Source organism: Bacillus sp. SJ-10, assembly GCF_002843505.1.
GTDB classification, from domain to species: domain Bacteria; phylum Bacillota; class Bacilli; order Bacillales; family Bacillaceae; genus Bacillus; species Bacillus velezensis.
Genome location: NZ_CP025258.1, coordinates 3,311,235 through 3,323,810 on the forward strand (window position 1 = coordinate 3,311,235; position 12,576 = coordinate 3,323,810).

Sequence of the window (12,576 nt, forward strand, 5' to 3'; positions counted from 1 at the left end):
AAAGATACTCTTTGCAATCGAGTATCAATTTATAGGCCGCTGATTAATTTTCATTCCGAAAACGGTCATAGAGCGTTACGAGTTTTTTATAAGTGGTTCCATCAACGCTTTTTGACCCTGCTTCTATATCGTTGATTTCGCTGGTCAAAAGCTCAATGGCATATTCTTGATTGATCAGGATATTCAGCAGAAGTTTCTGTTCTTCTTCCGTAAATCGTTCACTGATAAGACTCATACGTAATCAGGCCCCCTATTTTTAACTGAATACCTCTGAAAGCAAGGTGAAATTTGCTTTCAGCTCTACCGCTAGAATAAGTAAACAGAAAAAAATCGTCAACCGCATAATTCGACATTTTGCGGATTCTGTATGAAATATTATTTTGTGTAACGATTGGCATAACTGAATGCTGTGCAGGAATCGGGCTTGATTTTCGCTTCAATGCCCATCGAGGTAATGCGGCCGGTCATTTCTTGTATCAATTCTTTTGTCAGCCCTTTTTGACCGATATCCAGATGCACTTCAAATGAAAGATCCGCCCCTTCATCCGCAAAAGGCAAGAGTAAATCTGTCATTTCCATAAGACGGCCGTCGAGGATATGCGCAGCCATCTCCTGGCTGAACGCGGTTTCCAGCGAAATTTTTTCGCGAAGGCTATGTATCGGTCTTGCAAGATCATGATTTTTCAAACAGCCCCAAGCTCCCTTGCCTGTACGGTGCAAGTGTATAGCCGTAATAAACTTTGTGAAGTCGCGGTAAACTTGTGAATCAGTCCCTACAGACAGCACGTATGCTGAACGGGGGTCTTTATTGACAAAGCGTTTCAGCCGCTCCGTCACGTCTTGAAAGGTCATCTGTGCCTCAGAAAGATTATAAAACAGAAAAGAATCAGCCATGTACGGACACTCCTCTTTCCAGAGTCTACAACCAAACGAACAAGCACGTTCCTTTGCATAATTTAATAAAGCTCCGCTTGCGGAAGACCGGAAGCTTGGTCAGCCTGAAAAATCAAATCAAATTACTGAAGGAGCTCAAAAATTTCAATAGAAATCATGTCAATGTTATCAAACGGATATGTGTTAGGTTTTTCACCTTTTTGGAAAACCGTCAGTTCAAACGTTTGATTTTTTTCGAAATATTTAACACTGCAAATTTTTTCGCCGTTAACTTCAAAATAACGCTGCATCGGCTCGTTCGCCGCTTCCGCTGTTTCTTGCAGACTTTGCAGCCGCGTGATGATACCCATTAATTGTGACATTCTAAAAAAAGACTCCTTTCAAAAAACAACTTCAAATCAACAAGTATTTATTATAATACAAGTTCTACAGAGCATCATACCATAAAGTAGACCGGGATGGCATTTTCCCGCTGGATTTTCAAAAAGAAATAAACGGGAAAACCGTGTTTTCGAATAGTTTGAAGCTTTTTTCGGAATGTCATACACCTTTCAAAAAATTTTTTCGCTTTTTGAGCCGCCATTGTCAGATGTATGTGAGAAGAAGCCTTTTTATGCGCAGACGGCATAAAAAAACTTGGCGGGGGTAGCGCCAAGTTTTTTCGGATCTTGATCTGATAGAGGGGTTGGGGAACAGAGAGTAACTTCTCTCTATAACTAAATGATAATGATTATCAGTATCATTGTCAATCGTTTTTTAAAACTTTTTCACACTTATAAAAAAAGCGGCATACAGCAGCCGCTTTAAAGTAACCCGTCCTGTTCATATAAATAAGAGTAAGGCAGATCGATAAATAAATACATATTGTCATCCATCGGGTATGAAAAGGTTCTGATCATCTCACCCGTCTCAATATCACTGTACAGGTCACTGAAAAAACCTTTTCTTGAATTCCGCATCTTCATGATGTTTTCTAAAAAGTACGGACGCCAGCTCCAGTTTTTCTCCATGTATTCAGGCTGATAAAGCCATTCGCCGGACTGCTTGAACACATTTCCCGTCAGCTGATAGCCTTCTTCATCACACATATAAATTCTGAAGCAGCAGTCGGTCAGGTTTTCCGCCAGTTTTTTAATAAACTCATCGTCCGCCTGATGGGTTTTCTTCAGCTCGGAAACTGCCTGATTGACCCGCTTATAAAAATTCTCAGAGTGTTCATATACCGTTTCCAGCTTCTTTTTTTCTCTCGTGATAAATTGCTGAAACTCCGTTTTCAAGCGTGCTTTTAACAGGCTCCGGTCTATAAAATCCCCGCTCGGCGCCTGCAGATAATAGCCTTGAAAAAATCGGCCTCCGTTTCTCCATGCGTACTGGAGCTGGAAATCAGCTTCTATATCTTCATACAGCAGCGCGGCGCCGATTTTTCTCGCCAGCAATGAAATGCTGTACAGCACATGCTCATATGATGGTGACGGCTGAGATACCTTCAGCGCCTGCAAATCTATTTTCAGAAGGTCCGGTGAAAGGAGCGCGATTCTGTCCAGGTTGCTGCTCTCCTTACCTATATTGTCCACCGCGATTTTAATGCCGTATGTACGATAATAGGCAAGCATATGGTACAGCTGTTCAATGTCGCCTTCGAAATTGTGCTCGGTGATCTCAAGCACAATACGGTTCAATTCAATGCCCTGCTCTTCGTATTCTTTCAAAAGCTCAAGAAAGCTTTCGCCGTGGTCAAGCATCAATACATTCGCATCCTGATTGATAAAAATCAACAGATCACGGTCAGCTTCTTTAAACCGCTCCAGCGCCTGCCTGATGACTCTGTCATCGACCTCAAGCTTATATTCTTCCGGAATGCCGGAATCTAAGAAAAACGACCCGAGGCTCTCAATCTCCGCATCTGCCAAAATACGCCCAAGCACCTCATAGCCTACGACTCTTTGTTCTTCAGCGTTAAAAATCGCTTGGTAATACGGAATGACATCATCAATATTCGTCAGTATATCAAGTGGGTCCAACATGTTATCACCTGCTTCTCTATCTTTGTCTGATTATACACAATTATATCAGCACCACAAATGTTTAGATTAGGGGAAAAGGAGGCAGTATGGCAGCAGCTTAAAATAAAAGGGGGACATTTTTAAGATCACTCTTCAGACCGGTTAATTAAGGACGTTATTCATTTGTTTCACAATCACAAATAAAAGGATAAATATAAGAGCATTATAACCGGCAGCTGTCCAAAAATAATGGCTCCAATCAGTGCTGTTAAATATCCAATCATCATCATGTTTCAACTGAAAGAAAGTTCCTTTTTTATCTAAAATGCCAAATGTAAGAGTTGTTAACCCGCCAACACTCTCGGAAACGTCAACTCCATACATTGAACCGGCATGATCAGTATGATTTATTGGCATATACGTATAATCAGATAAAATTGTTTCCGCCAGCTTGGTTGGCAGAGACACATATAATACAGCCGATGTATCGCCTCCGAGCCCACTCAAATACTCCCTGGCTTTAATACATTTCGTTTCATCAGGAAAATCTATGTGATATAGCTTTTCAAATCTGATTATTTCATCAGATGTAAGATTGGTATTTTGATAATACTCCGGAGTAAAAGCACAAATAATAAAGTACCAAATATTAAAGATGATAGCTAAACTGCTTACAAATAGTACAACGAACCATTTTAATAATTTCTTCAATTAATCGCCCCTTAATCTTTCAAAATTATATCATAATTTTGAATAGAAAATAAAACAAGCGAACGGCGGCTTTAACGTTCGCTTGTTTTGCAAAATCATCAATATCTGAAAAATTAAAACGGATAAGGATTCAGCCATTGCCCCCCGTCCATTGTGATACAATCCCCGTTTATATAGGACGCTTCATCAGATAGCAAAAACGCTGCCAACGCGGCGATTTCTTCCGGTGTGCCCAGCCGGCCGAGCGGCACACTGTTCATAGTGCGGGACGCCGCTTTTTCCGATTCAAACAGCTTCTCCGCACCGCCTGTCCGTTCAATCGGGCCTGGGGCTATCGCGTTTGTGCGGATGCCGTATTTGCTCCCCCATTCAACGGCCAGCGTTCTTGTCAGTGACAATACCCCCGCTTTGGCTGCAGCAGAATGAACGACACCCGCTCCCGCTCCCCATGCGTATGTAGCGGCCATATTTAAGATGACGCCCTTCTGCTCCTGCTCGATCCAATGCCTTGCCGCGGCTTGGCTGCAGAAAAATGTGCCGTTTAAAACAATCTCAATAACAGCTTTCCATCCATTGGGCGTCAGCTTCTCTGCCGGGCAAATAAAGTTGCCGGCCGCATTGTTAATCAGCGCATCGAGCCGGCCAAAGACTTTTTTCGCTTCTGTAATCATGTCTGAAGCGGCGGAATCAGAACGGACATCCATTTGAAAACAGGCGACCTGCCCCTCAAAGGTCTCAATTTCTTTTTTTGTTTCCTCAAGTGCTTCATGGTTCCTCCCTGTCACCATGACGTGCCATCCTAATTCAGCCTGTTTTTTCGCCATTGCTTTTCCCATGCCGCTTGAACCGCCTGTAATGATTACCGCTTTCTTATCCATAACAAACCCACCCCTTTTATTGAATGAATAATCATTCATAATTTTATCATAGATGTCTTTCCGCGTCATTACATGCTGAGAAGGGATTTTTCAGCCAAGCTGATGATATAATAGAAAAACTCTGACAAAGGTTGGTTTTACATATGGAGAAAATGACCAGAAGAACATTTTTAAAAAGAGGATTCGGTGTTTTGGGTGCAGCTCTTGCAACGGCTTGCGGTGGCTACGGCTATGCCCGGTATATTGAACCGCGCATGATTGAAATCACCCGGCATACAATCACCAACCGCCTGATCCCCCGCGGCTTTGACAATTTTAAAATCGTTCAATTCAGCGATACGCATCTCAGTGATGTGTTTACATCCGTTGACTTGAAAAAAGCAGCGGAAAAGATCAATCAGCTGAAACCCGATCTGCTCATCTTTACGGGAGATTTAATTGATAAGCCGCATTTATTTAATGATCACCAGCGTGCACTCGCCGTGCTGCAAAATCTTGAAGCTCCCTTCGGCAAACTTTGTGTTTACGGAAACCATGACCACGGAGGCTACGGTACGAACACGTACAAGGCTCTGATGGAAGCGGCTGATTTTCAAGTGTTTCGAAACGGCTATCGTCAGGTGCAGCTGACAGACGGAAGCCGGATTGAACTCGCGTTTTTGGATGATGTAATGCTCGGAAAACCCGATTATGAAGGCACCCTGTCCCGCCTTTCCGAAGATGCGTTTTCCATTTTAATCGTCCACGAGCCTGATGCCGCTCTCGAGATAGGCGGATATCCCGTAAACCTCCAGCTGTCGGGACACACTCACGGCGGCCAGGTCCAGCTCCCGTTTTTCGGCCCTCTCATTACGCCTCCTTACGGAAAAACGTATACCGACGGCATGTATACGCTGCATGACACAGCCGTTTACGTCAATCGCGGGCTCGGTACGACAAGACTGCCGTATCGATTTTTAGCCAGACCGGAAATCACGCTGTTCACATTGAAAACCGAGCAAAAATAAGACTTTTATCCTGATGCACAGACACCCCCTCCGTAATATGTATATGGAAAAGAGCAAAAAGGAGGGTGATGAAACTGCTGACATATCAAGTGAAACAAGGAGAAACCATCTCAAGCATTGCGCAAGACTTCAGAATAAGCACTGCTGCTCTCCTTCAGGCAAATCCCTCAATCCAATCGGTCATATACGCGGGACAGCACATTATCATACCGAATCTTCCTGACCCATCCACCATTCCCTACTCCATCATCGTGTATATCGGAGCGAAGAAACTGGAGTTATACCGCCTTGGCAGGCTCATCCGTACGTACCCCATCGCAGTCGGAAAAATATTGACGACCACGCCGACCGGAGAATTTTACATCGTGAACCGCCAGCCTAAGCCCGGAGGCCCGTTCGGCGCTTATTGGCTCAGCCTCTCTAAAATTCATTACGGCATTCACGGAACAAATAATCCTTCCTCCATCGGCAAAGCGGTATCAAAAGGATGCATCCGGATGTATAATCAGGACGTCACTAAACTTGCCGCTGCCGTTCCTAATGGAACAAGGGTGACTATTATAAGATAGAAAGATCTTATTTGTTAATGGAACGAGCTGATGATAATATATTACAGTGGGACCTTTAGGGTAAGGAGCGTGTTTATGGATATATTTAAAAATCGCAATTTTGTCCGTCTCTTTTTCGCAGCACTCGCTTCTCAAATGGGAACGACTGTAGGTAATATGGCTTTCGCTTTTTACTTGCTGGACCATTTTTCAAATCAGCCGGCATACACGACTTTGGCTGAGCTGATGTATTCACTGCCGACAGTTTTCGTATTTCTGATTGTCGGTGTCGCAGCTGACCGGCTTGACAGGAAAAAGGTCGCAGAGAATTGTGACTGGATCAGAGCCGGACTGACGATCGTATTGTTTGCCGCACTATACACCGGGAGCATCCCTCTCGTGTTCTGTATTTTGTTCATCAGAAGCGCCGTGACCAAGTTCTTTTTCCCGGCGGAAGCCAGCCTTGTACAAGCTATTCTGCCTAAGGAGCATTACGCGAAAGCGGCGGGACTTAACCAGATCCTGTTCAGCATCTTCATGGTATTCGGCGTCGGTATAGGCGCGTTTATGTATAAAACGATCGGTATTCACGGAGCCATTATCCTTGATTTTGTCAGCTTTATTGTATCAGGCTTTCTGATCCGCGCCTGCCGCATTCCGAAAGAAGCCCGTCAGCCGAACGGCCCTTTTAAATGGGGAGATTCGTTTCTGAAAGACTCGGTCGCTGATTTTAAGGAAGGGATCGTATATATTGTTAAAAACAAATTGCTTGCTTCCCTTATTTTCGGCTTTTTTATCTTCGGTTTTGTCAACGGCGGCTTTGCCGTACTGCCGATGTTTACGATGAAGTACGGACTTGCGCCTGATCATTACGAATCACATACTTCCATCTTCACCGTCGCACTCGGCTTCGGCCTGCTTGCAGGAAGTGTGATCGGAACGATGATCGCGAAAAAAGTCAAACCGCATCATTTGATGTCGATTCCTATTTTGGCAGCCGGACTGCTCATTTTTGTCCTCGGCTATACGGATAAGCTGTGGATTTATTATGCGGCGGCTTTCGTCCTCGGCATGTGCATCGGCCCTGTCAATATCGCCATCGGCGGCTGGATGCCGAAAATTGTTCATCCGAAAATAATGGGCCGGGTCAGCGGCTGGCAGGATCCTTTTATGATGTTTGCCCAATCGATTACACTCGGACTGGTTGCCCTGTTATTTCCGAAATTCGTTTCCAATATTGATTACCTTTATTACGGCATGGGAATCGTGATTTTAGCGGTATTTGTGTTCTATTTTATCGCTCTTCCGAAATACAGCGCCGAGGCAGCAGAGGTCGATGTGCAGCAATCATTAAAGGCTGATTCCGAAAAACATGCGAATCCTGTCTAATAAAGGAAAAAGATGCGCCCTTTTCATCAGAAAAAGGCGTATTTTTATAATCAATATTTGCATTTCAACGCTAAAAAAGTATAATCTATATATGAACTTGATCAATGCAAAGGAGAGAAATAATGGACGACCACGCTTATTCGAAAGAGCTGCAGCCAACCATCGAGAATCTTTCAAAAGCTGTTTATACTGTGAACCGCCATGCAAAAACCGCCCCCAACCCTAAATACCTTTATCTGCTGAAAAAACGGGCATTACAAAAGCTTGTGAAAGAAGGCAAAGGGAAAAAAATAGGGCTTCACTTTTCAAATAATCCCAGGTTTAGCCAACAGCAGTCAGACGTACTTATCTCTATCGGAGACTACTATTTTCACATGCCTCCAACAAAAGAAGACTTCCGGCATCATCTTCCGCATTTAGGTACGTTAAATCAATCGTACCGCAATCCTAAAGCACAAATGTCTTTAACAAAAGCGAAAAACGTATTGCAAAAATATGTGGGCTTAAAGGAAAAACCGCTTGCCGCCAACAGGCAGCAGCCCGCTTATCATAAACCCGTATTTAAAAAACTTGGTGAGAGTTATTTTTAATTCCTCCGCAAAAAAGCCGAGCGTCATGCATCGGCTTTTTTCTATTCAATCACGTACGTATCCACTTTTTTAATGAGCTCGCTGATTTCAGGCTTGCTGATCTGTTCATCCGCTCCGACTACTTCGCCCCGGTGGCGCAGGTCGTCCGTAATCAGGGACGAGAAAATCATAATCGGCACATCAGAGCTTTGCGGGTTATCCTTAAGGAGCTTCGTCAAACGATGCCCGTCCATTTTCGGCATCTCAATGTCACTGATAATCATGTCAATATGGTCTGACAGGTTTTCTCCGTTATCCGTCAGTTCTACGACGTAATCATACGCTTCTTTTCCGTTTTCAAACGTAACGATTTCACTGTACCCCGCCTCAGTCAGCTCATCCGTCAAAAGACGCATCAGAAGCGGCGAATCTTCAACGATGATCAGTTTTTTACCCGCCCGTCTTTCGTCAAATCCTTCCTGATGGACATGATAAGTCTCAACTCCCGATGCCGATTCAATATCGTAAATGATCTTTTCATAATCAGGCAGAAAGATCATCGTGTCTTCCAGTTTGATGATTCCCGTTAAATGCCGCTCCATGCCCTGGTTCAGGGAAGTCGGCTTTTCAATCGCCTCCCAGGACACCCTGTGGATTTGTGAAACGGAACCGACGTGAAAGACGATTTTCCGTTTGTTGAATTCCGTTACGATATATTTATCGTCTTTTGCTCCTTCGGCATCAACGCCGAAAAAGGAATACAGACTGATGACGGGAAGAATTTCGCCTCTCAGCTTAATCATCCCTTCTACGTCTTTATGAGACTGAGGCACAGATGTGACATCTACCGGCTGAATGATTTCCCGGACTTTCATCACATTTATGCCAAATGTATTGACGCCTACTTCAAATTTGACGATTTCTAATTCGTTTGTGCCTGAATCCAATAAAATATCGTATTGTTGTAAAGACAATTCAATCCCTCGCTATCCGCATTCAGTATTGTACTGTATATATCGGCTGTAAACGGAAAAAGTGAATGTATTCGGTCCAACTGGCCAAAAACTCTTTATAAAAAAATGCTTTTTTCTGATATCCCATTGACTTTTTGACATCGAGTGGTAAAATAGTCAAGGATTTTTCAGGAAGAAGGGTGTAATAAATGGGTACAGTAGTCATATTCGACCAAGATCAAATGACGGTGTTAGAAGATATCAGCAAAACGGCTTACCTGCAAATGAAAAAAGAGGCGAAAGAGCGTCCCGACAAGCCCGCTCCATACATCTTATGGCGGGAAGACGTCAGCTTTGAATACGGGTATTAATGACATTCGCTACATATCACAATAGATAGATCATGATACAATGAAGACAATCATTTCAGCTGGTTGTCTTATTTTTTTCTGAAAGAAGGTATGTTTTCACATATCGGACATATACTCGGGATAGTTCAATAAAAAGATGACAAATGCTCAGCTAGTGGTAAAATAGGATAAACTCAATATATAGTATAAGGTGATGAATTATGGAACATTTGCTTAATCCGAATGTAAAAGAAATTGAAATTTCAGGAATTCGCAAATTCTCAAATCTTGTAGCTCAGCACGACAATGTCATTTCGCTTACGATCGGTCAGCCGGATTTCTTCACGCCGCACCATGTCAAAGCGGCTGCCAAAAAGGCAATCGACGAGAACGCCACGGCATATACTCCGAATGCGGGCGGCCTTGAGCTGAGACAGGCCGTACAGCTTTATATGAAGAAAAAAGCTGATTTGAATTATGAAGCTGAAACTGAAATCATCGTCACAACCGGGGCAAGCCAAGCGATTGACGCGTCTTTGCGGACGATTTTATCTCCGGGCGATGAAGTTATTCTCCCCGGACCGATATATCCGGGCTACGAACCGATCATCCGCATGTCGGGCGCCGTTCCGGTCCATGTGGATACGACGACACACGGATTTAAGCTGACGGCGCGGCTCATTGAAGAATCGCTGACACCAAAAACAAAATGCGTCATTCTTCCTTATCCGTCAAATCCGACCGGAGTGACATTGTCTGAGGAAGAGCTGCAAAACATCGCAGCCGTCCTGAAGGGCAGAAATGTTTTTGTCCTGTCTGATGAAATTTACAGCGAATTAACCTATGACAGACCGCATTATTCGATCGCGTCTTATTTGAGAGACCAGACGATCGTCATCAACGGCCTGTCAAAATCACACAGCATGACGGGCTGGAGAATCGGTTTCATTTTCGCACCGAAAGAAATTGCCAAGCACATCTTAAAAGTTCACCAATACAGTGTGACATGCGCGTCTTCAATCTCTCAGAAAGCGGCTCTTGAAGCAGTGACAAACGGTGTTGATGATGCGCTTATTATGAGAGAACAGTATAAAAAGCGGCTTGACTATGTATATGACCGTCTTGTTTCAATGGGGCTTGACGTCGTAAAGCCGTCAGGCGCATTTTATATCTTCCCTTCCATTAAGTCATTCGGAATGTCATCGTTTGATTTTAGTATGGCTCTTTTAGAGGATGCAGGTGTGGCTCTTGTCCCCGGCAGCTCGTTTTCAAAGTTGGGTGAAGGGTATGTGAGGCTGTCATTCGCATATTCACTGGATACATTGAGAGAAGGCTTGGACCGGCTGGAAGCATTTATTTTAAAAACGAGAGAATCCATGCAGACTATTTAAACAACGGCATAACGCCGTTGTTTTTTATTGTTTCGGGAATGTAATATGAAAGGCCGTGCCTCTATCCGGTTTGCTGTCTACTTGGATAGCTCCCTGGTGGTTTTTAATAAGGTTGAATGTGACCATCAGCCCCAGGCCGGTTCCTTTTTCTTTCGTTGTCAAAAACGGTTCGCCTATTCGTTTCAGCACGTTTTCCGGTATCCCGTCACCCTCGTCTTTCACCGTCACATTAACGGAATACTCATCTTCTGTCATAAGAATGTGAACCGTTCCCCCATCCGGCATCGACTCAACGGCATTTTTAATCAGATTGATAAACACCTGTTTCAGCTGATTTTGATCACCGTTAATATACATGCTGTCATGTTCGTAATCCGTTTTGATAAAAATCCCTTTAAGATTTGCCTGCGTCTCTAAAAGAGCGGTCACTTCACTTATAATTTTCTTTAAGTTTACACGCTCTTTCACGGCGTTTTGCTGAGGTTTGGCAAGCATTAAAAGCTCACTTAAAATTAATTCGATTCTGCTCAGTTCAGAAAACACAATTTCAAAGTAATGTTCGTTTTCCTCCATCGTCGGCTTCATGAGCTGTAAAAATCCTTTGATCGCCGTCAGCGGATTGCGGATTTCGTGAGCGATTCCCGCCGCCAGCTGCCCTGCGATAGACAGCTTTTCCGACTTCAGCATTAATTCCTCCGTCTGCTTCCGCTCAGAAATGTCACGCAGAATGACCTGTACGGCCGTTTCTCCGAAAAACGTCGTCGGAATGCAGACCATTTCCGTGTAGATCAGCCGGTTTTTAAAGGTAAACCACGATTGCTTAATAATTTCTGACTCGGTCTTTCGGTTGATAATATTTTGGATCCGCTGTTTCACGCCGTCATGATCACAGGGATGAAGCTGATCATAGACGTTTTTCCCGATTAAATCTTCATATGTTTCAGCCTCAAACAGCGAAATGCCCGACTCATTCATGAATACCCATTTATCATTGTGAATCACGGCGATCGTATCAATTGAATTCTGAATGAGGAGCTGATAACGCTCTCTGCTTTTTTGCAGAATCGTTTGGAATTTTTTCCGTGAAGAAATATCAATCAGAAGCAGCAATTCCGCCCGCTGATTTTTATATGTCGTCGGTGCCGCCTTTACTTCTAAATGAACGGGCGTGCCGTCGAGCCTTCTCCACGTCTGTTCGATCATTCCGACTTCCATTCCTTTTTGCATCCGCACAATTCGGTTTTTCACAATGTCGTGATACTCTTCTTCAATAAACTCATAAGAGCGCCTGCCGATTACCTCGTCTTTGCTTTCGGCTCCCAGCATGGCAAGCATCGCATTGTTGGCGTAGGCGATTGTGCCGTTGATGCTGACATATAAAGGATTCGGCAGCATTTCGACAAGACGCTCGAATTCGCCGTTTCCAGCCGCATCTTCCGACTGTTGTTCTGCCTTTTGCTTCTTTTGTTCATACATATAAGGCCGGCGGGGCGTCTTCTCCTCAAGCACCTTGATTTTGAGGATGATTTCCCGATCCGTCCCCTCCATTTGCGGTGTGACAATTTCCACACCCGCTTCAAGCCATACGATGGTATGATCTTTTTTAATAAGACGAAAGGTGCAAGGCATCAAATGATGCTCATTATAGAAGTAACTTTCAACCAAAAATTGATCTTCTTCATGCAGGAACGTTTTGAGAAATGACCCAATCATCTCTTCCTGAGAATAACTGAAGTACGATTTGCAGTTTGCAGAAATATACATAATACGCCCGTTAGACGTCAAAACGGCATGAAGATCGGTTTTCGATTGAAACTGTTTGACATGCTGAGTATCCTGTTCCACAGAATCCCTCCTTTGCATTATACTCGCACTGCAGGCTG

The 12,576-nt window shown here is 43.8% G+C and carries 13 protein-coding genes and 1 pseudogene; 6 read left to right on the forward strand and 8 right to left on the reverse strand.

The genetic code is table 11. The annotated features are described in order from the left end of the window. Window positions 1-43: 43 nt before the first annotated feature. The 6 genes from abbA to fadH form a co-directional block, all read right to left on the reverse strand. A complete protein-coding gene (abbA, locus tag CXL14_RS16180) occupies window positions 44-235 on the reverse strand; it encodes an antirepressor AbbA (RefSeq protein ID WP_003154609.1) in 192 nt (63 codons plus the stop codon). Window positions 236-375: 140 nt separating this feature from the next. Continuing rightward, window positions 376-894, reverse strand: a complete 519-nt coding sequence (locus CXL14_RS16185) for a ribonuclease H-like YkuK family protein (RefSeq protein ID WP_012117439.1) — start codon at window positions 892-894, stop codon at window positions 376-378. A 122-nt stretch (window positions 895-1,016) separates the two neighbouring features. Next, complete coding sequence (locus CXL14_RS16190) at window positions 1,017-1,256, reverse strand: YkuJ family protein (RefSeq protein WP_003154613.1); 240 nt, start codon at window positions 1,254-1,256, stop codon at window positions 1,017-1,019. Between the two features lie 441 nt (window positions 1,257-1,697). After that, complete coding sequence (locus CXL14_RS16200) at window positions 1,698-2,918, reverse strand: EAL domain-containing protein (RefSeq protein WP_014417611.1); 1,221 nt, start codon at window positions 2,916-2,918, stop codon at window positions 1,698-1,700. Between the two features lie 141 nt (window positions 2,919-3,059). After that, on the reverse strand, window positions 3,060-3,608 hold the full coding sequence (locus CXL14_RS16205; RefSeq protein WP_014417610.1) for a hypothetical protein: 549 nt from the start codon (window positions 3,606-3,608) through the stop codon (window positions 3,060-3,062). 113 nt (window positions 3,609-3,721) lie between these two features. Beyond that, on the reverse strand, window positions 3,722-4,486 hold the full coding sequence (gene fadH / locus CXL14_RS16210) for a 2,4-dienoyl-CoA reductase (RefSeq protein ID WP_014417609.1): 765 nt from the start codon (window positions 4,484-4,486) through the stop codon (window positions 3,722-3,724). A 143-nt stretch (window positions 4,487-4,629) separates the two neighbouring features. Between fadH and CXL14_RS16215 the strand changes: the two genes are divergently transcribed. The 4 genes from CXL14_RS16215 (at window position 4,630) to CXL14_RS16230 (ending at window position 8,020) form a co-directional block, all read left to right on the forward strand. Then, entirely contained in the window at window positions 4,630-5,493 is an 864-nt protein-coding gene (locus CXL14_RS16215) for a metallophosphoesterase (RefSeq protein ID WP_053285009.1), read from the forward strand. A gap of 74 nt (window positions 5,494-5,567) precedes the next feature. Next, the gene (locus CXL14_RS16220; protein ID WP_088056573.1) at window positions 5,568-6,062 is read left to right on the forward strand and encodes a L,D-transpeptidase family protein; all 495 of its coding nucleotides are present in this window, start codon (window positions 5,568-5,570) and stop codon (window positions 6,060-6,062) included. Between the two features lie 75 nt (window positions 6,063-6,137). Further along, window positions 6,138-7,430 (forward strand): MFS transporter, encoded by a 1,293-nt coding sequence (locus tag CXL14_RS16225; RefSeq protein WP_014417606.1) that lies wholly within the window; start codon window positions 6,138-6,140, stop codon window positions 7,428-7,430. A 122-nt stretch (window positions 7,431-7,552) separates the two neighbouring features. After that, complete coding sequence (locus CXL14_RS16230; protein ID WP_101287872.1) at window positions 7,553-8,020, forward strand: YkyB family protein; 468 nt, start codon at window positions 7,553-7,555, stop codon at window positions 8,018-8,020. 41 nt (window positions 8,021-8,061) lie between these two features. Here CXL14_RS16230 and cheV read toward each other — a convergent pair whose 3' ends face one another. Beyond that, entirely contained in the window at window positions 8,062-8,973 is a 912-nt protein-coding gene (gene cheV, locus CXL14_RS16235) for a chemotaxis protein CheV (RefSeq protein WP_014417604.1), read from the reverse strand. 188 nt (window positions 8,974-9,161) lie between these two features. On the opposite strand from cheV, the gene CXL14_RS20225 reads away from it, so the two are divergent. Beyond that, the gene (locus CXL14_RS20225) at window positions 9,162-9,323 is read left to right on the forward strand and encodes a hypothetical protein (protein WP_007409608.1); all 162 of its coding nucleotides are present in this window, start codon (window positions 9,162-9,164) and stop codon (window positions 9,321-9,323) included. A gap of 200 nt (window positions 9,324-9,523) precedes the next feature. Beyond that, window positions 9,524-10,737: pseudogene (locus tag CXL14_RS16245) on the forward strand (aminotransferase A). Here CXL14_RS16245 and CXL14_RS16250 read toward each other — a convergent pair. After that, window positions 10,718-12,538, reverse strand: a complete 1,821-nt coding sequence (locus tag CXL14_RS16250; RefSeq protein ID WP_021493759.1) for a PAS domain-containing protein — start codon at window positions 12,536-12,538, stop codon at window positions 10,718-10,720. The pseudogene CXL14_RS16245 and the gene CXL14_RS16250 sit on opposite strands and share 20 nt — an antisense overlap. Window positions 12,539-12,576: the final 38 nt, after the last annotated feature.